Genomic DNA, 20364 nt, shown 5'->3' with positions numbered 1-20364 from the left:
GCCTGTGTTTCATCGCTACCCGAGAATGCGACTTTGAAAATCACCGTGAACGTGCTGCCGTCAGCCAGTTGCATCAGGTAGCTGGCGGGGGGGACGTCGCAATGTTCAGATCAAGGACCTGCGAATTGAGCACCTCGCTTGTGCGTGTCACGGTATAGGCCACTTCCACCGTTTTGCCGATGTTGGCAGCCACGGCTGTTTTTGGAATATCAAACAGCACTCGACCTGTCGCACTGCCTTGTTTTGCTGCCAGCGAAGGTGAGCCTGCACCGGCGACACCACTCCAGCTCATCGTAATGCTGTCGGTGGCCAGCATGCCCGGGTACTCAACCCGCACCGTTGCGCCTTCAAGGGCTTGCATCGGATCGAGCCGGTTGCCGCGCGCCTGCAATACGCTGGCGACTCTCGGGTGTTCCAGTGCCTCTTGATACAGGTCGTTCTCATCCTCGGCAATGGTGTACCAGTTCATGTACGTCTGGCGGCGCCAATAGCCACTGGCGGTAATGGTTTTGGTGGGGCGCCCCAGGGGGTCATAGAACTGCTGGTCGCTGTAGCCGAACTGGCGGAACGACTCATCGTTGATGTAACGGTATTGGTTCGCGAAATAAGGCCGGTAGATGCGAACGGCCAGCCCTTTGTTGTTGTATTCCACACGCTCACTGACGCACCAGCGCTCGGTGGCCTGCACTTGAACCGGTTCACCGCCCTGGGTTATCAGGTTGCCCTTGTCGTCGACGGCGTAGGCCAGGCCCGGTTCGACTTTCTGTTTGCTTTGCAAGGCACGGCCAAAACCATCCGAGGCGCTCAGCGACATCCTCACCTGTTTATCGGGATCCCCCGGATAGCGGTCAGCTTGCAGAACGGCACTGTGTGCCGGTTCGCGAGGCAGGGCCAGCAAGGCTGAGCAGGTCTGGGCCGGAATCTGGCTTACAGGGTAATCACCCTTGGCCAGGCGCTTGCGCGCACTGGCACGCAAATGTCCGGAGGGCATCAGCACGCCCAGCTCAACTCCGTTGGGTAACAGGTCCGGCGGGGCTTGGCCCATCCAGCTACTGCTTTCGTAGAAGAGTGCGGTTGCCAGATCGCCCATGACCGAGCTGTCGGCAATGGCCTGGGCGGCGCTTGCCGGCACCCACGAATGACTGTCCATGTTGCCAAAGCCGACCTCTTTAACGGCTTGGGTGCCTTCGTCCCATTCGGTGCCCCAGAAGGTGGTCAGCACCACACGGCCCATCCCGTCGTAGCGGGCCTGGCTGACATTCTGATTGGGGTCGCGAATCCATTTGACCTGCAACGTGCTGTAGTCATGGACTGCATCGGTCACGCCGTCGTCAGGTGCCGTGAATCTGACAGGCAATAGCCAGAGGCTGTCATAACTGACCTTCGATGGCTTGACCCATGCGACCGCTTTTTGCTCAAGCACCGTGTTGAAATGCTCGACCCCGGCAAAGGTTGTGTATCCCGTGCGCGCTGCCCAAAGGCTGGTGGACGTGTCAACGGTATTGCTGGTTGGCCGCCACAGTCCGACATCGACATAGCCCGCTGTTTCGAGTCGGGCTTTCACCTCGCCAGGGGTGCTGCCCAACAGGTTTTTGTCTGCGCCCTGATCATCTTTCACGACGTAGGCTTGCAGGGCAGCGGCATCCAGCTGGCCCTGTTCGCTGTATTCAGGCAGCGCATCGAAGTTCACCGTGCCGTCCGTGCAGCCCTGGTATTGCACGCGGCTCTGGCCCGCCAGCATGCGCTGGCCGTTGGCCGGGTCTTTGCCCAATGGCGATTGCGGACCAAGAAAGGCTTCGTAACCGATGACATCGACCGACGGATCGTCAGCGGGCACAACATAGGCGCTCGCCTGGCTGCGGTAGGGCAGGCTCAATCGCAGGTAATCGGTCTGGTGGATATGCAAGACCCGTTCACGCATCTCGCTCAGGTAGAAGCACAGTTGGGCGTCATCCCTGGCATCCATCCACCAGCGCCGCAAATGGGCGTGCTCTTCATCGTCGGGATAGGGCGGTTGTGCGCTGGCACGGCGGGCATAGGCGACGCTGACGCCGTGGCTGACAGTGCCATAGTCATCAATGGCCAGGGTGATTTGGTGCTGGCAAAGCGGGTCATCGGCCAGGCGCTCGTACTGCAGGCTGCGTTGCTCGATGACAAACCCCAGCATGACGCTGTAAGGCGCAACGTCGGAGCGCGCTTGCAGCAGGCGAACGCCAAACCGGCTTTGCGTGACGCTGTAAGGCACGGCGTTGCCATCGACGCCCAGAGTTTCGGCGCGTAACACCGAGCCGCTCAAGGTTCTGGCCGCGTCGCGCAGTGTCGGGGCATCCCAGTCAGTGTGCGTTTGCTCGGTGCCATCAATGTGTTGGGTACACAGGGTGTTGCCCAGCGGTGCCAGTTGGATATCACCGGCCCAGGCATCAGGCACGTCCATATGCAGGGTTTTTCCGGTGTGGAACCAGGTCTTGCTCTGTACGGGTGCGCTGTAGCCCTCGGTATCGCTGGTGTCAGCCTCGGTGTCGGTTTGCAGCAGCAGTCCAAACCCGCGAAATTCCCGTTCCACGCCATCGTAATAGCCGTGCCGATAGCTAAAGAACTGGGACAAATGGTTGCCGGTAATCTGGTCGAACTGGCGCTGCTCGCTGACCAGATGCATTGCGAAGGGCAATTCGGATACGGCCAGGGACGGATCTGGCAGCAGGGCTTTTTCGTCCAGCCATTCCTGCGCCGATGAGCGATACACCACCTCGCCCCCGGCGCCCATGTTGTTGTCCGAGGCACACAGCAAATACGGTTTGTTGCCAGCGACAAAGTCACAGCGCCAATGCTCGGGTCGCAGCTGGGTGTTGTGGGTACTGCTGGTCACGACCAGGCTGGAGCAGCCCAGCCCTTGCAGGTCGGCCACGCTGACTCGGGTCAAGGACTCGTACTTCAGCCTTTCAGGCAAAGGGATCGTGACAGGGGCGGCGAACCCGTGTCCGCTGAGGTTCATGAAAACCTGCACCGAATCACTTTGCAGGTACAGGATGTCGACCGCGCCCGAACCGTCCAGGTCGGCGAGGCGGATATGGGCAGGGTTGAACTCGCCCGCAAAGTCCAGCTTGCCAAAGTTGACCGGTTCGCCAAACCGGCCGCGCCCCAGGTTCGGGAAGCAGCGCACGGACTGGGCGGTGATATGGATCAAATGCTGCTGCCCGGAGCCCAGCATGTCACTGAACGCCATCAGTTCGCAGCGTTGGTCACTGACCGCGGGCAAAGGCGTCTCAGAGCTTGAGCGGCTGACGTCGACGGGGTTGTCGAAGCCCTTGTCTTTCAAATTCACATACAAGCGCACGCTGCGGGTCCCGATCATTGCCAGGTCCGACAGGCCGTTTCCCATCAGGCTGGCCAGCTGTGCCTGCGGGTGGAAAAACTCGGTGGGGAAGGCCGCGTAGGGCGTGAAGTGGTTCCATTGCTGGTCGGTATCCAGGGTGAAAAACCCCGCTAAGGACGGTTGGGCCACCAGCCAGTCGAGCTTGCCGTCACCGTTGATGTCGGTGAGCACCTGCAGCGTTGGCGAGTTGTTGTTGGCGACCGGAATCTGTTTGAGCTGCTCCTGGGCCGCGTAACTCACCGCGTTTTTATTCGGGCCGGGCATCGGATGACGGATGGGGCGACGGTAGTACCAGGCGTTTTGCAGGCGATAGAGGATCCCGGCCAATCCGTCGCCAAACAGATCCACCAACTGGTAGTTATCGGCATCGATGCCAGGGCTCTGGGGGGGCGTCTGCTCGGTAAAAAACGGTGAGAACGTTGCGGACTCCGGGGTGAAAGTGAAGGGGGTGTAGTCGAACTCTTGCGGCGGGTTGAATTGCGCTTCTTGCCCGACATAGCCGATGACGTGGGCCGCGGTCAGCAAGGACACGGCCGGTTCCTGGCGGTATTCCAGTTGCAGGCGCTGTACCAGCGAGGGCTCGCCCTGGAGCAGGACAGGGCCGCTATTGTCCGGACCATCGGCGCACCAATGGAACATCAGCACCTGATGGCACAGTCGCAGCGTGCGCTCTTCGAACCCGTAGCGGTAATTGCTGACTGGATCGGCCCGCAGCGGCCACTGCGTACCCGGGGTTTGGGGGTACAGGGGCTTGACCGTCAGACGGGCATCACATTCGCCATAGTCGAAGACCAGATCAAACAGCCAGGTGGGCACCACCGGCTTTTGCAGCAAGAAGGGCACCCGATCCCCTGTCAGGTTGCCGTATCGCACCCGTTGCAGGTAACGATGGGTGCTGCTGTCGCGGCCTAGCCAGGTATCGGCTACTGGCCCGGTCAGTGTGTTGAGCGATGCATCGTTCTCAGAGATGTATTCGTACAGCACGTGCTCGCCATTGGCGGCGACCGACTCTTCAAGAAGCCACTCGGCCACCCAGGTCGAGGCGCCCCGCAGGTGTTGCAGGCGGGCGTTGTGACTGTGGCCGTACACATGAACGCTGCCGTCCGCGAGCTGGATCAACCAGAACGAGTCGGTTGTACCGACATAGTGCTCGAACGTGCTGAAGTCGCCTTCTACCCGTGGACGGTAAGCGGTCACTTGATAGTTTTCAGGCAGCTGTCGGTCGCGAAACAGTGAAGTGTCTCGGGTGATGATCTGGCCGCTGACATCCCGTTGCGCCAATAACACATCGCCACTGGAGGAGAGGTAAACCGGCTCGGCCAAATGGCCATTGGAGTCGGGCTCGAACTGAGGTGTTTGCAGACTGGTTTGCCGGCTGATCGAGGGGCGGTTGATGGACCAGCCCTGACCAAACTCGGTGCGCCCACCGCCACTGCTGTAGCTCAGGCTTAGTGCGGGGGCATAACCGCGACCTGGAGTAATGGGCAGCGGGATTGCCAATGAAGCGGCACCGGTAAAACCTACGGCTCCCCAGCCCTTGCCAATGCTTTGAATGGCGCCGCCGCCTTTAGGCAGTGAGGGTGCAGCAATACTGAGCGGTTCTTGGGCCATGATCATTAGCTCCTGCCACGGGGACTTTTCAGATAGATCGATCTGAATGTGTAGGGGCAGGAGCAGCAGGCGCAGCAACGTCTGAACCCCGTTTCAAAAAATGACCCCGAGGTGTTCACGTTATGACTGTTTTCGACAGCTGTAACCTGTCATATCTGACAGTTAAACGTCTTTGGAGCTACAGCTTTATAGGCGGTAAGGGAGCGATTGTTTTAGAAAACAGGGGCTGGAAAGAGGAGGGGGGGAAGAGCAGGGCGCTGCCGCTTGTCGGCTGGCACGGTAGTCGTATTTGTAGCCGCTGAGGAGCGTAGCGAGGCTGCGATCGGCGGCGTAGCCGTCGTAAAGTCAGCCTCCCAGTTTAATCAGGCAAACCGTGTATTGCGGTTTAACGACCGCTACGCGGCCGATCGCAGCCTGCGGCAGCGGCTACAAAAGCGGGCAGGCGGTGAATGTGTAGCCGCTTAGGAACGTAGCGAGGCTATCAGTTGAACTCGTCGCCTACCGGGTAGCGGCTGGCATTGAGACTTTCCTTGATTTTGCGCAGGTGCGGCTGGAAGTCCACGCCCCGGCGCAGGGTCATGCCGGTGGCAAGTACATCGAGTACGGTGAGCTGGATGATGCGCGAGGTCATCGGCATATAGATGTCGGTGTCTTCGGGCAGCGGAATGTTCAGGCTCAGGGTACTGGCCTTGGCCAGTGGCGAGTTTTCTGCCGTCAGACCCAGCACTGAAGCGCCGTTGGCTCGCGCAATGCGCGCCACTTCCACCAGCTCGCGGGTGCGTCCGGTGTAGGAAATAATCACGAACAACTCACCGGTATGGGCCACGGACGCGATCATGCGTTGCATCAATACGTCGGCATGGGCGGTGACCGCCAGGTTGAAACGAAAGAACTTGTGTTGTGCATCCAGCGCCACCGGAGCCGAAGCACCCAGGCCAAAAAAGTGGATTTGCCGTGCCTGGATCAGCAAGTCGACGGCGCGGCTGATAAGGTTCGGGTCCAATGCCTGGCAAGCGCTGTCCAGTGAGGCAATGGCGCTGCCGAAAATCTTTTGGGTGTAGGCTTCGGGATTGTCGTCGGCTTCGACCGCGCGGCTGACATAGGCTGCGCCGCTGGCCAGGCTTTGTGCCAGTTGCAGCTTCAGTTCAGGGTAGCCGCTGACGCCAAATGAACGGCAGAAACGGTTAACCGTCGGCTCGCTGACCGAAGCCGCCTGAGCCAGTGCTGCGATGCTGAATCGGGTTGCCTGCTGCGGGTTCTGCAAAATGATTTCAGCCACTTTGCGCTCGGCCTTGTTCAGGTCTTCGAGGCGGCCCTTGATCTGTTCGAGTAAATTTCGCACGCGGTCCATTTATGATCCTTGGGTCAGCGATGCAAGAACCGCTCTAAAGCGGTTCTGGAAGGTGGCCTATCCTACTGGTGGCCTGTGATGACCACTAGCAGGAATCTGTATTTTGAGAAAATGTTGTGTTTATTACTACATTTTTCCTTGAGTGATGCCTTGAAAAAAGGTATTTGTAGCTTAACTTGATAAAAGAACAAACATCATGCCTTCGATTACGGTTGAACCGTGCACCTTTGCCTTGTTCGGCGCCCTTGGCGATTTGGCCTTGCGCAAGCTGTTTCCTGCTTTATACCAACTGGACCGCGCCGGTCTGCTCCATGCGGATACGCGCATTCTCGCCCTGGCCCGTGAGCCGGGCGAAGCCACTGCGCATCTGGCGCACATCGACAGCCAGTTGCGCCAGTATCTGGGCGAGAAGGAAATCGAAGTTGAGGCGCTGACCCGCTTCCTGGCTCGGTTGAGCTACCTGCATGTGGATTTTTTCAAGACTGAAGATTATGTGCCTCTGGCAGAGCTTGCCGGAACAGAACAACGCCTGATTGCCTACTTCGCCACACCGGCTGCGGTTTACGGCGCCATTTGCGAGAACCTGTCGAAAGTCGGCCTGGCTGAAAATACCCGCGTGGTGCTGGAAAAGCCCATCGGCTCGGACCTCGAGTCGTCGCGCAAGGTAAACGACTCCGTGGCGCAGTTCTTCCCCGAGAACCGCACCTACCGCATCGACCACTATCTGGGCAAAGAAACCGTCCAGAACCTGATTGCATTGCGCTTTGCCAACAGCCTGTTCGAAACCCAGTGGAACCAGCGCTACATCTCCCACGTTGAAATCACCGTGGCCGAGAAAGTGGGCATCGAAGGTCGTTGGGGTTATTTCGACAAGGCCGGCCAGCTGCGCGACATGATTCAAAACCACCTGCTGCAGTTGCTGTGCCTGATTGCGATGGACCCGCCAGCGGACCTGTCGGCTGACAGCATTCGCGACGAAAAGGTAAAAGTGCTCAAGGCCCTGGCCCCGATCAGCGCCGAAGGCCTGACCACCCAAGTGGTGCGCGGCCAGTACATCGCAGGTTACAGCGAAGGCCAGTCAGTGCCGGGTTATCTGGAGGAAGAAAACTCCAACACCCAGAGCGACACCGAAACCTTCGTTGCGCTGCGTGCCGATATCCGTAACTGGCGTTGGGCGGGTGTGCCGTTCTACCTGCGTACCGGCAAGCGCATGCCACAAAAGCTGTCGCAGATCGTGATCCACTTCAAGGAACCTTCGCACTACATCTTCGCCCCGGAGCAGCGTTTGCAAATCGGCAACAAGCTGATCATTCGCCTGCAGCCGGACGAAGGTATTTCCTTGCGTGTGATGACCAAGGAGCAGGGCCTGGACAAAGGCATGCAACTGCGCAGCGGTCCGTTGCAATTGAATTTTTCCGACACTTATCGCAGTGCTCGGATTCCGGATGCCTACGAGCGTCTGTTACTCGAAGTCATGCGTGGCAACCAGAACCTGTTTGTACGCAAAGATGAAATTGAAGCGGCATGGAAATGGTGCGACCAGTTGATCGCGGGCTGGAAAAAGTCCGGTGATGCGCCCAAGCCGTACGCGGCGGGTTCCTGGGGACCGATGAGTTCCATTGCATTGATTACGCGGGACGGGAGGTCTTGGTATGGCGATATCTGATTTGAAACTGCCTGAGGGTGTCCATGCGCACACCTTCAAGAACCCGGCGTCCATGGCCGAGGGGCTGGCAATAAGCGTTGCCAGGCAATTGAACCAGGCCATTGCCAGTCAGGGCGTTGCGACGCTGGTGGTGTCTGGTGGTCGCAGCCCGGTGGCGTTTTTCGAGAGCTTGATCAAACAACCGATCGACTGGTCGAAAGTGGTCGTCAGCCTTGCCGATGAACGCTGGGTGCCGGTTGAACATGCCGACAGCAACGCTGGCCTGCTCAAGAAGCATCTGCTGCGAGGCCCGGCTGCCAAGGCCCGTTTTGTCGGCTTGTACAACGCGGCTGCGACAGTTGAAAAGGCTGCACTGGAAGCGGATCAGGGCCTGGCCGAGCTGCCGGCGATTGATGTCCTGATTCTGGGCATGGGCGATGACGGGCATACCGCGTCGTTGTTCCCCAACAGCCCGAACCTGACCGAAGCCCTGCAACTGGACAACCCTCGTCGTTGCTGGGCGATGCTGGCGCCTACGGTGCCGCATCAGCGCCTGAGCATGAGCCGCAGCCTGCTGGCGAGCGCCAGGCACAAGGTGCTGTCGATTCAGGGACAGTCCAAATTGAACACCCTCAACGAAGCGCTGGGGAGCAACGATGTTGCCGCCTTGCCGATTCGTGCCTTTCTGCAACCTACGTTAGAGATTTACTGGTGCCCATGAGCCAAGGATCAGCTGCCATGACAACAACAATTGCGAACGTATCGATGGCGGATAAAGTCGCCCTGATCGACAGCCTCTGTGACCGTGCACGCATTCTGCCGGTGATTACCATTGCTCGCGAACAAGACATTCTGCCATTGGCAGATGCGCTGGCGGCAGGTGGCCTGACGGCCCTTGAGGTGACTCTGCGCTCGGCGTTCGGCCTCAAGGCCATCCGCATTTTGCGAGATCAGCGCCCTGAACTGGTGACGGGAGCGGGTACTGTGCTGGATCGGCACATGCTGGCGGCGGCTGAAGAAGCCGGTTCGCAATTTATTGTCACCCCAGGCATCACCCGTGACCTGCTCCAGGCCAGCGTTGCCAGCGACATCCCGCTGCTGCCGGGTATCAGCAATGCCTCCGGGATCATGGAAGGCTACGGGTTGGGCTACCGTCGTTTCAAACTGTTCCCGGCTGAAGTCAGTGGCGGTGTGGCCGCGATCAAGGCATTGGGCGGCCCGTTCGGTGAAGTGAAATTCTGCCCGACTGGCGGTGTCGGCCCGGCCAATATCCGCAGCTACATGGCGTTGAAAAACGTGATGTGCGTGGGTGGTAGCTGGATGCTGGACAGCGAGTGGATCAAAAACGGCGATTGGGCCCGTATCCAGGAATGCACCGCTGAGGCGCTTGCTCTGCTGGATTGATGTTTTAGTACGAATAGTTGTGTGTTCTACGGTTTTTGGTGCGCTTGGTCGGCGCACCTTTTTTTTGCCTGAAAAACACATGGTCGGTGATGTGGGAGCGGGCTTGCTCGTGATGATCTCACTGCGGTCTATTTGAAAAACCGCGTCGTCAGCATCGCGAGCAAGCCCGCTCCCACAGGATCGACTAATTGCCCTGCGACAGCTCGCGCAACGCGTTGACCAGCTGATTGATGTCATCCAGGGTGGTAGTGAACCCAACGGTAATCCGGATGCAGCTGCCACACGCCGAGCCATTACGCGCGACGGTGAACAGGTTGTAGTCCTTGAGCAGGCGCTCAACCATCGGCTGCTGATCCTGCACATGGGTAAAGCGCAGCGAGGTAATCGCGCAGCGCAGTCGCGGATCATCCTCGATCAGCACTTCAATCCCCGGCATTTTTCGCGCTTCACTGACCCACAGGTCGCGCAGGTAGTTCAGTCGTGCCCCTTTGGCCTGTGTGCCTCCCATGTCCTGGTGTTCCTGCAACACTTTGGGCAGGGTCAGCCAGGCCGGTATGTTTGGCGTGCCATAGGGTGAGCGGTTACGAATATCCGGTTCGGGGTAATGCTGGTTGCCCATGTCGGGGTCAATATCGGCCAGGCGCCGGGGGTCGATGTACATGAAGCCCAGGGTCAGCGGTCCGCCGATCCATTTGTGCAGGTTGTACCCCGCAAATGCGACGCCCAGAGCCTGCAGGTCGAACTCGATCTGGCCCAGGGCGTGGGCGCCGTCAAGGATCACGTCCACACCATGAGATGTGGCCGCCGCGACAATGTCCTGCACGGGTAATACAAGCCCGGTGCGGTGGGTGACGTGGGTGAGCGCCATCAGTTTGATCCGTGGGTGACGCTCAAAGGCTTCGCGATAACTGGCCACCAGACTTTCATGGGTGGCGGGGTGCTTGTGGGATATTTCAATGACCTCAAGCCCGCGCTGCTGTGCGACCCAGCGCATCGCATATTCGACGCTGTGGTACTCCAGGTCGCAGATCAGTAACTGATCGCCGGGCTGCAGGCGGTTGTAGTTGCGAATCAGCGATTGCAGGGCATCGGACGCGCGCGAAGTCAACGCGACGCCGGACGGGTCAACGCCCAGCAGGTCAGCGAGCTGGTCGCGGATCTCAACGCTCTGAGTCTCATCGAAGTGCTGGCGCACCGGTAGCGAGTTGTTGCGGTTAATAAAGTCGACAGTGCGCTGATAGTCCTGCGCCACGTCGCGAGTCATGCGCCCGAAGTAGCCGTTCTCCAGATTGATCGGGCCGGGAGCTACGTCGTAGCGCTCGGCGATGGCGTGCCAGAAGTTTTCGTCGCGGGCGTTATCTTCAATCCTTGGCATGGGCAACTCTATTAGTGACGGGGTTTGGGTTTCGAGTGTTTGGCGCGTAATGGGTCGAGCAGGTCCGACAGGCCGTTGTGATCGATCTCTTGCATCAGGGCCAGCAAGCCGCCCAGTTCACCGTGGGGGAAGCCCTGGCGGGCAAACCAGTTCAGGTACTGGCCGGGCAGGTCGGCGATGATTCGGCCCTTGTATTTGCCGAAGGGCATCTCGCGAGTGATCAGGAGTTCGAGTTTTTCGGGGTTCATGCAAAGGCCTTCAGGTGCGTAACGCGATGGAATGAAAATACAGGCAATTTGCATGAAGGCCAATTGACAGATCATGCATATAAACCGGATACAGTTTTTTTGTGTTTTTGTAAGTTATTGATATTCAAGCATTTTATTTAATTCAAAAACTGGCACGAGCCCTGCAATCTCTATTGCACGATCCTCAACCTTGTAAGGAATTGAACAATGACTGACCTCAATAAAGAAGCCATTAGCGTCCTGAACGATTTGATCGAAACCAGCAAAGACGGTCAGGAAGGGTTTAAAACCTGCGCCGAAGACATCAAGCACCCAGAGCTCAAGGCGCTGTTTGCCAAGCGCTCAGCCGAATGTGCAGCCGCTGCTGCCGAGTTGCAGGCTCAGGTACGCGCTTTGGGCGGCGATCCTGAAACCAGCACCAGCGTGGCCGGTGATTTGCACCGCCGTTGGGTAGACGTGAAATCCGTGTTTACAGGCAAGGATGAAGAAGCGGTGCTCAACGAAGCCGAGCGCGGCGAAGATCATGCCCTGAAAGCCTACAAGGAAGCGCTGGAAAAAATCAGCAAGCACAATCTGGTAGGTATTCGTGATCTGGTAGAGCGTCAGTTGCATGGCGTGCAACGCAATCACGATCAGGTCAAGGCCTTGCGTAACGAGGCACGTGCCCGGGCTTGATTAGCCCGGGGCGGGTAGATCCAGTTTAGATCTACAGCGGGAGCGGGCTTGCTCGCGACAGCAACAACCCGGTATGAGGCATGTACCGGGTTGATTGCATCGCAAGCAAGCCCGCTCCCGCATGCATTGGGTTTTAGCCAATGCTGATTGCCGGTAGCACCGGCAAGGTCACGGTTTGTTGTTTGCGTGGCGCAATGATTTCAGCCTCGCCATCAACGACAATTTCATCGCGCTGATTGAAGACACGGGTCGCAATGCGCACGCGAAATTTTGGCAGCTTTTCCAGAATTTCCAGACGCACGGTGAGGGTGTCACCGATTTTTACCGGCTTCTGAAAGCTCATTTGCTGGCCGACATAGATAGTGCCAGGGCCCGGAAGTTCGCAGGCCACGGCAGCACTGATCAGTGCGCCACTGAACATGCCATGGGCAATGCGCTCTTTGAACATGGTCGCAGCCGCGAACTCAGGATCGAGGTGCACAGGGTTGTGGTCGCCGGACATGGCCGCAAAAAGCTGAATGTCGCGCTCTCCGACGGTCTTGCTGTAGCTGGCAGTCTGGCCGACTTCGAGGGCTTCGTACGGGGTGTTGGTAACCTGGGTCATCTAGCGCATGTCCTGTGACGAGTATTCGGTTTTAAGATATTGATTTTAAAGTACTTTATAGCGAAATTGTGGTTGCTCATTCGCTGCGCAGCGGGCGGGTATGGCTCAATGCATGATTGAGCCAGGCGATCACATCCGCCATCACTGCGTCGCGATTGGTTTCGTTGAAGAGTTCGTGCCGCGCTTGCGGATACAGATTCAGCTGCAACTGGCGATTGCCGGCATCTCGCAAAGCCTTGGCCAGATCAGTGAGACGCTTGCCTTCACTCACCGGATCACATTCGCCGCCCATTATCAGTAAAGGCAGGCCTGGATCGATCTGAGCGAGATTGGACGCTTTGCTGATTTGCTGCAACCCGCCAAGCAAATCGATCCATAGCTGGTTGGTGCACCGAAACCCGCACAGAGGGTCGCTGGCATAGGCATCGACCTGCGCCGGATCACGGCTAAGCCAGTCATAAGGTGTGCGATTGGGCTTGAAGGCTTTATTGAAAGAGCCGAAGGACAGCCACTCGATCAACGCACTTCGACCTTTTGGTCCCTGGCGCAAACGCTCGAAGCGGGCGATCAGGCTGGCTGCACGATAGAGCGCCACCGGCTGGAAATTTGAGGCGCTGAGAATGGCGCCTTGCAGGCTGGCACTGTGATGCATCAAGTACGCCTGGGCGATGTAGCTGCCCATGCTGTGGCCCAGCAGGAAAATCGGCACCCCGGGGTGAGCCTGGCCGATGTGTTGAGCAAGGCTGGCCACATCGCTGACGACTGCGCACCAGCCATCATTGTCGGCAAAGTACCCCAGAGTCCCCTGTTCGGCCGTTTTGCCGTGTCCGCGCTGGTCATGGGCATACAGTCCAAAACCGGCATCATTCAGGGTTTTGCCCAGGAGGGAATAACGACCACTGTGCTCGGCCATGCCATGAGCCAGCAGGACTATGGCCTTGGGCGTGCCAGCAGGCAGCCACTGGTTAACGAAAAGACCACTTCGGTCATTCGCGTCCAGCCAAAAAGTCTCAGGGGTCATGGCAGTTCCTTCATTTGTTGTCGTAGCAGTGTATAGCGCATTTGCAGAGCGGCCACTTATCAAGGAGTCGTGTTGTAATAAGATTCAAGATGTAAATGGCGAAGATCGCTGTATTTGCCTACAACTTGATAACTGTTACCGTCCGCAAGTTCCGCTTTTCACGAAGTGAAAGTTGCGGCAAGACACGCTCAGGTACGAGGATAAAAATAATGCAACCTGATTTCTGGAATGACAAACGTCCCGCCGGGGTACCGCTGGATATCGACATGACGACCTACAAATCGGTCGTTGACGTGTTTGAGCGCTCCTGCAAGAAATTCGCGGACCGCCCGGCCTTCAGCAATCTGGGCGTGACCATCAGCTATGCCGAACTGGAGCGCTACAGTGCTGCTTTTGCCGGTTACCTGCAGGAACACACCGATCTCAAGCCCGGCGATCGTATCGCCGTGCAAATGCCCAATACCCTGCAGTACCCGATTGCCGTATTTGGTGCGATGCGTGCGGGGCTGGTGGTGGTCAACACCAACCCGCTCTACACCTCGCGCGAGATGCACCATCAGTTCAAGAGCGCCGGGATTCGTGCGCTGGTGTACTTGAACATGTTTGGCAAGCGCGTGCAGGAAGTGCTGCAAGACATCGAAATCGACTACCTGATCGAAGCCAGAATGGGCGACATGATGCCGGCCGTAAAAGGCTGGGTCACAAATCTGGTGGTCGACAAGGTTAAAAAGCTGGTGCCGGCCTATCAGTTACCCCAGGCGATCCCCTTCAAAAATGTTTTGCGCCGTGGCGCGGGTCAGGTTATCCGCCCGCTGACGACATCCCTGGATGACACCGCGGTGCTGCAATACACCGGCGGCACCACCGGCTTGCCCAAGGGCGCGATGCTGACCCATGGCAATCTGATCGCCAACATGCTGCAACTGCGTGCCTGCCTGTCCCAGCATGGCCCGGATGGTCAGCCGATGCTCAAGGACGGCCGCGAGATCATGATCGGCCCATTGCCGCTCTACCATATCTATGCTTTCACCGCCAATTGCATGGGGATGATGGTCACGGGCAACCATAACGTCCTGATCACCAATCCACGCGACATCAAAGGGTTTATCAAGGAGCTCAAAAACTGGAAATTCACTGGTTTCCTGGGCCTTAACACCTTGTTTGTTGCGCTCATGGATCACCCTGACTTCAAGACCGTGGATTTCTCCGGGCTCAAAATCACCAACTCGGGCGGCACGGCGCTGGTCAAGGCCACGGCAGAGCGTTGGGAAAAACTCACGGGGTGCCGGATTGTTGAAGGTTACGGGCTCACTGAAACCTCCCCGGTGGCCAGTGCCAACCCTTGCGGTTCACTGGCAAGGCTGGGGACGGTGGGCATGCCGGTTCCCGGTACGGCCATGAAGGTGATCAGCGACGAAGGTGTCGACCTGGGCCTGGGCGAGAGAGGCGAGTTGTGCGTCAAAGGCCCTCAAGTGATGAAAGGCTACTGGCAAAACCCCGAGGCCACGGCCGAAGTACTGGATGCCGAGGGCTGGTTCAGGACCGGTGATATCGCAGTGATTGATCCGGATGGTTTTGTCCGTATTGTCGATCGCAAAAAAGACCTGATCATCGTCTCCGGTTTCAATGTGTACCCCAACGAAATTGAAGACATCGTGATGGCCCATCCAAAAGTGGCCAATTGCGCGGTCATTGGCGTACCGGACGATCGCACCGGGGAGGCGGTCAAATTGTTTGTCGTGCCTCGTGCAGGCGGAGTGACCGTTGAAGAACTGAAGGCTTACTGCAAGGACAACTTCACCGGTTATAAGGTGCCCAAGCAAATCGTGTTGCGCGATTCCTTGCCCATGACCCCGGTGGGCAAAATCCTGCGTCGCGAGTTACGAGATATCGCCTGATTCGTTCAGCCTGGCGACAGACGCCCGCTTGCCTTGAGGCAGTGGGCGTTTTTTTCAGCCATGAAAATGACCAATCGTTATCGATAGCCCCAAATGAATGATCTGTGAGGCCCGATATAGAGGGGTTTTGTCGTTAATAGAGTTTTTGCACTAATGATGACTTTGGATTGTCCTACAGTCAGGTTGGTGACTCTAAACCCTGTTTTTGGCTCTAGGCGGCCTTTGGCAAAGCTGCTACTCTCGGCGCGCTTTGTGACTTCTAGGTAAGTAAAAGCCAGATCTGTCCATTATAAAAATCAAACAAATAAGAACCGCACCCGATGCGGTGAAGAATTCGCGACGCTGAGGAGTGGGCTTCCATGATTGAAGGCTTTTGGAAGGATAAGTACCCAGCTGGGATTGCTGCTGAAATCAATCCCGATGAATATCCAAATATTCAGACGGTACTGCGAGAGTCTTGCCAGCGTTTCGCTGATAAACCGGCGTTCAGTAACCTCGGCAAAACCATCACCTACGGTGAGCTTTACGAGCAGTCCGGCGCATTTGCTGCCTGGTTGCAGCAGCACACCGACCTGCAACCCGGCGATCGCATCGCCGTGCAGTTGCCCAACCTGTTGCAATACCCGATCGCTGTGTTCGGAGCCATCCGCGCCGGCTTGATCGTGGTCAACACCAACCCGCTGTACACCGCGCGGGAAATGGAGCACCAATTCAAGGACTCCGGCGCCAAAGCGCTGGTATGCCTGGCGAACATGGCGCACCTGGCCGAGAAGGTCGTACCGCAGACCTCGGTCAAGTATGTGATTGTCACCGAAGTGGCTGACATGCTGGCGCCCTTCAAGCGTGTGCTGATCAACGCTGTCATCAAGTATGTGAAAAAGATGGTCCCGGCCTATTACTTGCCTCAGGCCATCAAGTTCAACGACGTGTTGAGCAAAGGCCGTGGCCAGCCGGTCAAGGAAGCGAACCCGGTAAGCAGTGAAGTTGCCGTGCTGCAATACACCGGTGGTACCACGGGTGTGGCCAAGGGCGCGATGCTGAGCCATCGCAACCTGATCGCCAACATGCTGCAGTGCAAGGCGTTGATGGGTTCCAACCTCAACGAGGGCAGTGAAATCCTGATTACGCCATTGCCGCTTTATCACATCTACGCATTTACCTTTCACTGCATGGCAATGATGTTGCTCGGCAACCACAACGTGCTGATCAGCAACCCCCGTGATTTGCCTGCGATGGTCAAGGAACTGTCCAAGTGGAAGTTCAGCGGTTTTGTCGGTCTTAACACCCTGTTTGTTGCTCTATGCAATAACGAGGCGTTCCGCAAGCTGGACTTTTCGGCCCTCAAGATGACGTTGTCGGGCGGTATGGCCTTGCAACTGTCGGTAGCTGAACGCTGGAAAACCGTGACGGGCAGCCCGATCTGCGAAGGTTATGGCATGACCGAAACCAGCCCTGTGGCTTCGGTGAACCCGATCCAGAACATTCAGGTAGGCACTATCGGCATTCCGATGCCTTCGACCCTGTGCAAAGTGATCAATGATGCCGGTGAAGAACTGCCGCTGGGCGAAATTGGCGAGCTGTGCATCAAGGGCCCGCAGGTCATGAAGGGTTACTGGCAGCGTCCCGACGCGACCGCCGAGATCATGGACAGCGATGGCTGGTTGAAGTCCGGTGATATTGCGGTCATTCAGCCTGATGGCTACATGCGTATCGTCGACCGCAAGAAAGACATGATCCTGGTGTCGGGTTTCAATGTTTACCCGAACGAACTGGAAGATGTGATGGCTTCCTTGCCTGGCGTATTGCAGTCAGCAGCAATCGGTATTCCGGATGAAAAGACCGGTGAATTGATCAAGGTGTTTATCGTGGTCAAGCCGGGCATGACGCTGACCAAGGATCAGGTCATGGCGCACATGCGTGCCAATCTGACTGCCTATAAGGCTCCGAAATTCGTCGAGTTCCGCGACAGTTTGCCGACTACCAACGTAGGCAAGATTCTGCGCCGTGAACTGCGAGACGAAGAACTGAAGAAACTGGGCCTCAAGAAGTAACGGGCCTGGATACGAAAAAGCCCCGCATTGCGGGGCTTTTTTGTTTTGAACGCAACGCTTGTAGTCGCTGCCGAAGGCTGCGATGCAGGTGTGTGGCGTTCAAAAAACGGGCTGCTACGCAGCCCTTCGCAGCCTTTGGCAGCGACTACAACACAAACTGTGCGAAGTTGACGCCGGTACCTGTCGGACGCACGTCCTGCAAGTAGGAGTCTTTGTCCGCGCTCAGCTCAAGGCTCATGGTCGGCGTACGTTTGTGCGTTGCGCGAACGACCATGCCTTCGCGTTTTTCACGCAGGAATGCAGTGGTCACCTTCAGGTGGAGCAGTTCGTCGGTGCTTGGGGTGTGCAGCAACAGGTGCACCCATTCGTATTGACCGATGGCCAGGCGGGCCAGCGGAATATCGAACCACCAGATGTTCTTGTTGGTGTTCAGTGCGGCGAAATGGCAGTTGTTGACGCCGAGTACCGCGCCGCCGAGTTCCTGGTTTCTGCGGGCAATAGCCAGCTTTTTATCGAGTTTCATAAACTTCCTACAATTGCGGATCTTCAGCGCCATAGCCTGAATACGTCGCGTATTCTCGGGGGTTAGCGAGCAAACATAAAGCCCAACCTGCTCTGATCGACGAAATGATCGGCAGAATTAAATGAAACTCGTTGCCGGGCCGGGGGGTCAACCTTGGAGCGGGCTTTTCACAGGTTTGGCGATCAAGTGCTTTCAAAGTCGCCAATTGGACTACTTTTAGGTACAACCCTTCGCTTGGAGGCGTGTGATCTCAATAACTCAGCGGCGAAAGGAGACGCTATGTTTTTTCCAGGCTTGAACGGCCTGCCTTTGGGCAAAGTCTTGATCAGAACGGTCAAGGAATTTATCGACGATGAGATGTCGACCTATGCCTCGGCGTTGGCCTATCAAATGCTGTTTTCGTTATTTCCATTCATTCTGTTTCTGATTGCATTGATCGGCTTTTTGCATCTTCCCGATTTCTTTACCTGGCTGCGCCTGCAGTCCGAACTGGTGCTGCCACCGCAAGCGCTGGAACAGGTCAATCCGGTGATCGATCAATTACAGCAATCCAAGGGCGGATTGCTGTCGGTGGGTATCGTGATTGCGTTGTGGACAGCTTCCGCAGGCGTGCGGCTGATGATGAGTGCAATGAATGCCGCTTATGACGTGGTAGAAGGGCGTCCCATCTGGAAGCGTTTTCCGCTGTCGATTTTTTACACCATCGGTATTGCCGGCATGCTGCTGGTTGCTGCGGCACTGATGGTGCTCGGGCCACAGGTGATGAGCTGGCTCGCGGGGCAGGTAGGCCTTGAAGACTTTGTGGTGACGTTGTGGACCATCCTGCGCTGGCCGGTGATCATCCTGCTGCTGATGGTGGCCGTGGCGTTGATGTATTACGTGATGCCCGACGTGGAGCAGAAGTTTCGCTTCATTACGCCGGGCTCGGTGCTGGCAGTGGTGGTATGGATCATCGCGTCATTGGGTTTTGCCTTTTATGTCAAAACCTTCGCGGACTACAACGCCATGTATGGCAGTATCGGGGCAATCATCGTGCTGTTGCTGTACTTCTACATTTCGTCCGCAGTGCTGTTGTTGGGCGCTGAAATGAATGCTGTGATTGAACACATGTCGGCTGAAGGCAAGAATCCGGGTGAGAAGACGTTCGATGAGTCTGACGACCCTGATCCAAAGAAGCATGTCTCCGGCCTTGGGCGCGACCACTCCCTTAAACCCACTTCTGATGAATACTGACCATGATTCGTGAAATCTTGAAAATGGGCGATGAGCGTCTATTGCGTGTCGCAGAGCCAGTGCCGGATGAAATGTTCGACACGCCAGAACTCTGGCAATTGATCGACGACATGCTGCAGACCATGGAGCACGCAGGAGGCGTGGGTCTGGCGGCTCCGCAAATCGGGGTTGACCTGCAATTGGTCATCTTTGGATTCGAGCACAGCGAGCGTTACCCGGATGCTGAAGCCGTGCCTCAGACCATCCTGATCAATCCGTTGATCACGCCTCTGAGCCCGGCCCTTGAAGAAGACTGGGAGGGGTGCCTGTCAGTACCCGGTCTGCGTGGGGTCGTTGAGCGTTTTCACAAGATCCGCTACGAAGGCTTCACGCCCAAGGGTGAGCCGATCGTACGGGTGGCCGAAGGTTTTCATGCGCGGGTGGTACAGCATGAGTGTGATCACCTGATAGGTCGCCTTTATCCGTCACGGATCAAGGATTTCAGCAAGTTCGGTTTTATCGAGGTGCTGTTTCCTGATCTGGAGCCGGGTACCCAGGAGTAGTGGATCCCAGCGCTATCATCGCCTTGTTGCGTTGATAGCGAACCAGCCGCTCGTGCAGGGCGTGGGGCAACTCCACGTCCAGGCTGAACCCCAGCTTTTCATAGAACCCTTGCAGCTCGGGATCGCAGAACAACCAGACCGGTCCTTCGCAGGCTTTCACCGCATGCCTCACCAGCTCCCCTGCAACGCCTTGGCCGCGCAGTGCTGGTGCGACAAACAACCCGGTCAGCCAGTGGCCGTGAGCCATTGGCCGCAGACACAATCCGGCGACAATGTCCTCTTGGCGAGCGACCCATAATTGTGCGTCCTTGACCGCTTTCATCGACGATTGATGGGTACGGTAAAACTTGTTCATTAACGGCCATAAAGGTGCGTCAAGCGGGGCGTAAACAATCGCAGTCATAAGTCCACAGGCTTTAGGGAAGGGCTCGCAGTATAAACAAACAACGGAGTGGTTTTGTGCCGTTGTCGGTTTTTACTGGAAAGGGTTATTCGAAATTAAAACGCAAGAGCATTCATTCTTTTTTGAATAACGGGTTTTAATTAAAAGTTCGCAACGGACCAGTGTTATACCTGAGTTCACATCCTTGAACACTGGAGCGCACGACATGGCTAAAGGCATGGATTCAAAAAAGGCGGCGAAGAAAAAGCCGGCCAAAACAGCGGATGAAAAACGCGCTGATAAAAAATCCAAGAAATCCGATACTGGATTGTTTGGGCATTAAGTGATTTGCCGGGGGCTCAGTTCTTGGGCCCCTGCCAGTTTTAAAGTGCACATCCTCCATTTAGCTATTTTTTAAAGCGTGAGCG

Annotated in this window: 16 protein-coding genes; 8 read left to right on the top strand and 8 right to left on the bottom strand. The window is 56.9% G+C overall.

The window, feature by feature from the left end:
• Positions 1–73: 73 nt before the first annotated feature.
• Both VSQ83_RS18005 and VSQ83_RS18000 read right to left on the bottom strand, forming a co-directional pair.
• Positions 74–4984 carry a SpvB/TcaC N-terminal domain-containing protein gene (locus tag VSQ83_RS18005; RefSeq protein ID WP_326427285.1) on the bottom strand — a complete coding sequence of 1637 codons (4911 nt, stop codon included), beginning with the start codon at positions 4982–4984 and terminating at the stop codon, positions 74–76.
• Positions 4985–5465: 481 nt separating this feature from the next.
• A complete protein-coding gene (locus VSQ83_RS18000; RefSeq protein ID WP_173667433.1) occupies positions 5466–6326 on the bottom strand; it encodes a MurR/RpiR family transcriptional regulator in 861 nt (286 codons plus the stop codon).
• A 205-nt stretch (positions 6327–6531) separates the two neighbouring features.
• Between VSQ83_RS18000 and zwf the strand changes: the two genes are divergently transcribed.
• The 3 genes from zwf to VSQ83_RS17985 are packed head-to-tail and all read left to right on the top strand — an operon-like array spanning position 6532 to position 9384.
• Positions 6532–8001 (top strand): glucose-6-phosphate dehydrogenase, encoded by a 1470-nt coding sequence (gene zwf / locus VSQ83_RS17995; RefSeq protein ID WP_219262906.1) that lies wholly within the window; start codon positions 6532–6534, stop codon positions 7999–8001.
• A complete protein-coding gene (gene pgl / locus VSQ83_RS17990) occupies positions 7988–8701 on the top strand; it encodes a 6-phosphogluconolactonase (RefSeq protein WP_326427284.1) in 714 nt (237 codons plus the stop codon). The genes zwf and pgl overlap by 14 nt, the downstream gene beginning before the upstream one ends.
• Positions 8702–8718: 17 nt before the next feature.
• Positions 8719–9384, top strand: a complete 666-nt coding sequence (locus tag VSQ83_RS17985; protein WP_133077279.1) for a bifunctional 4-hydroxy-2-oxoglutarate aldolase/2-dehydro-3-deoxy-phosphogluconate aldolase — start codon at positions 8719–8721, stop codon at positions 9382–9384.
• A gap of 184 nt (positions 9385–9568) precedes the next feature.
• On the opposite strand, the gene VSQ83_RS17980 is transcribed toward VSQ83_RS17985, so the two are convergent.
• Together VSQ83_RS17980 and VSQ83_RS17975 are read right to left on the bottom strand one after the other, a co-directional pair.
• On the bottom strand, positions 9569–10759 hold the full coding sequence (locus VSQ83_RS17980) for an aminotransferase class V-fold PLP-dependent enzyme (protein WP_326427283.1): 1191 nt from the start codon (positions 10757–10759) through the stop codon (positions 9569–9571).
• Positions 10760–10770: 11 nt separating this feature from the next.
• The gene (locus VSQ83_RS17975; RefSeq protein ID WP_019829144.1) at positions 10771–11007 is read right to left on the bottom strand and encodes a DUF3820 family protein; all 237 of its coding nucleotides are present in this window, start codon (positions 11005–11007) and stop codon (positions 10771–10773) included.
• A gap of 207 nt (positions 11008–11214) precedes the next feature.
• Between VSQ83_RS17975 and VSQ83_RS17970 the strand changes: the two genes are divergently transcribed.
• Positions 11215–11682, top strand: coding sequence for a PA2169 family four-helix-bundle protein (locus VSQ83_RS17970; RefSeq protein WP_133077281.1), 468 nt, complete (start codon positions 11215–11217; stop codon positions 11680–11682).
• A 133-nt stretch (positions 11683–11815) separates the two neighbouring features.
• On the opposite strand, the gene VSQ83_RS17965 is transcribed toward VSQ83_RS17970, so the two are convergent.
• Together VSQ83_RS17965 and VSQ83_RS17960 are read right to left on the bottom strand one after the other, a co-directional pair.
• Positions 11816–12286 (bottom strand): MaoC family dehydratase, encoded by a 471-nt coding sequence (locus VSQ83_RS17965; protein WP_019829146.1) that lies wholly within the window; start codon positions 12284–12286, stop codon positions 11816–11818.
• Positions 12287–12362: 76 nt separating this feature from the next.
• A complete protein-coding gene (locus tag VSQ83_RS17960) occupies positions 12363–13307 on the bottom strand; it encodes an alpha/beta hydrolase (RefSeq protein WP_326427282.1) in 945 nt (314 codons plus the stop codon).
• 209 nt (positions 13308–13516) lie between these two features.
• On the opposite strand from VSQ83_RS17960, the gene fadD2 reads away from it, so the two are divergent.
• Together fadD2 and fadD1 are read left to right on the top strand one after the other, a co-directional pair.
• On the top strand, positions 13517–15205 hold the full coding sequence (fadD2, locus tag VSQ83_RS17955; protein ID WP_133077283.1) for a long-chain-fatty-acid--CoA ligase FadD2: 1689 nt from the start codon (positions 13517–13519) through the stop codon (positions 15203–15205).
• 359 nt (positions 15206–15564) lie between these two features.
• Positions 15565–17256: a long-chain-fatty-acid--CoA ligase FadD1 gene (gene fadD1 / locus VSQ83_RS17950; protein ID WP_133077284.1), complete on the top strand. Its 1692-nt coding sequence runs from the start codon at positions 15565–15567 to the stop codon at positions 17254–17256.
• Positions 17257–17401: 145 nt separating this feature from the next.
• On the opposite strand, the gene VSQ83_RS17945 is transcribed toward fadD1, so the two are convergent.
• Positions 17402–17779, bottom strand: coding sequence for a hypothetical protein (locus tag VSQ83_RS17945; RefSeq protein WP_133077285.1), 378 nt, complete (start codon positions 17777–17779; stop codon positions 17402–17404).
• Between the two features lie 279 nt (positions 17780–18058).
• Between VSQ83_RS17945 and VSQ83_RS17940 the strand changes: the two genes are divergently transcribed.
• On the top strand, positions 18059–19012 hold the full coding sequence (locus VSQ83_RS17940) for a YihY/virulence factor BrkB family protein (RefSeq protein ID WP_133077286.1): 954 nt from the start codon (positions 18059–18061) through the stop codon (positions 19010–19012).
• A gap of 2 nt (positions 19013–19014) precedes the next feature.
• Entirely contained in the window at positions 19015–19554 is a 540-nt protein-coding gene (gene def, locus VSQ83_RS17935) for a peptide deformylase (protein ID WP_133077287.1), read from the top strand.
• On the opposite strand, the gene VSQ83_RS17930 is transcribed toward def, so the two are convergent.
• Entirely contained in the window at positions 19508–19957 is a 450-nt protein-coding gene (locus tag VSQ83_RS17930) for a GNAT family N-acetyltransferase (RefSeq protein WP_133077288.1), read from the bottom strand. The genes def and VSQ83_RS17930 overlap by 47 nt on opposite strands.
• Positions 19958–20364: the final 407 nt, after the last annotated feature.

Source organism: Pseudomonas sp. DSV-1 (genome assembly GCF_035830915.1).
Taxonomy (GTDB): Bacteria; Pseudomonadota; Gammaproteobacteria; order Pseudomonadales; family Pseudomonadaceae; genus Aquipseudomonas.
This window is presented reverse-complemented; position numbering and strand designations above follow the sequence as displayed.

Coding starts and splice junctions, on each gene's coding strand:
- VSQ83_RS18005 (WP_326427285.1), bottom strand. CDS start 4,984: ATGGCCCAAGAACCGCTCAGTATTGCTGCACCCTCACTGCCTAAAGGC.
- zwf (WP_219262906.1), top strand. CDS start 6,532: ATGCCTTCGATTACGGTTGAACCGTGCACCTTTGCCTTGTTCGGCGCC.
- pgl (WP_326427284.1), top strand. CDS start 7,988: ATGGCGATATCTGATTTGAAACTGCCTGAGGGTGTCCATGCGCACACC.
- VSQ83_RS17985 (WP_133077279.1), top strand. CDS start 8,719: ATGACAACAACAATTGCGAACGTATCGATGGCGGATAAAGTCGCCCTG.
- VSQ83_RS17980 (WP_326427283.1), bottom strand. CDS start 10,759: ATGCCAAGGATTGAAGATAACGCCCGCGACGAAAACTTCTGGCACGCC.
- VSQ83_RS17975 (WP_019829144.1), bottom strand. CDS start 11,007: ATGAACCCCGAAAAACTCGAACTCCTGATCACTCGCGAGATGCCCTTC.
- VSQ83_RS17970 (WP_133077281.1), top strand. CDS start 11,215: ATGACTGACCTCAATAAAGAAGCCATTAGCGTCCTGAACGATTTGATC.
- VSQ83_RS17965 (WP_019829146.1), bottom strand. CDS start 12,286: ATGACCCAGGTTACCAACACCCCGTACGAAGCCCTCGAAGTCGGCCAG.
- VSQ83_RS17960 (WP_326427282.1), bottom strand. CDS start 13,307: ATGACCCCTGAGACTTTTTGGCTGGACGCGAATGACCGAAGTGGTCTT.
- fadD2 (WP_133077283.1), top strand. CDS start 13,517: ATGCAACCTGATTTCTGGAATGACAAACGTCCCGCCGGGGTACCGCTG.
- fadD1 (WP_133077284.1), top strand. CDS start 15,565: ATGATTGAAGGCTTTTGGAAGGATAAGTACCCAGCTGGGATTGCTGCT.
- VSQ83_RS17945 (WP_133077285.1), bottom strand. CDS start 17,779: ATGAAACTCGATAAAAAGCTGGCTATTGCCCGCAGAAACCAGGAACTC.
- VSQ83_RS17940 (WP_133077286.1), top strand. CDS start 18,059: ATGTTTTTTCCAGGCTTGAACGGCCTGCCTTTGGGCAAAGTCTTGATC.
- def (WP_133077287.1), top strand. CDS start 19,015: ATGATTCGTGAAATCTTGAAAATGGGCGATGAGCGTCTATTGCGTGTC.
- VSQ83_RS17930 (WP_133077288.1), bottom strand. CDS start 19,957: ATGACTGCGATTGTTTACGCCCCGCTTGACGCACCTTTATGGCCGTTA.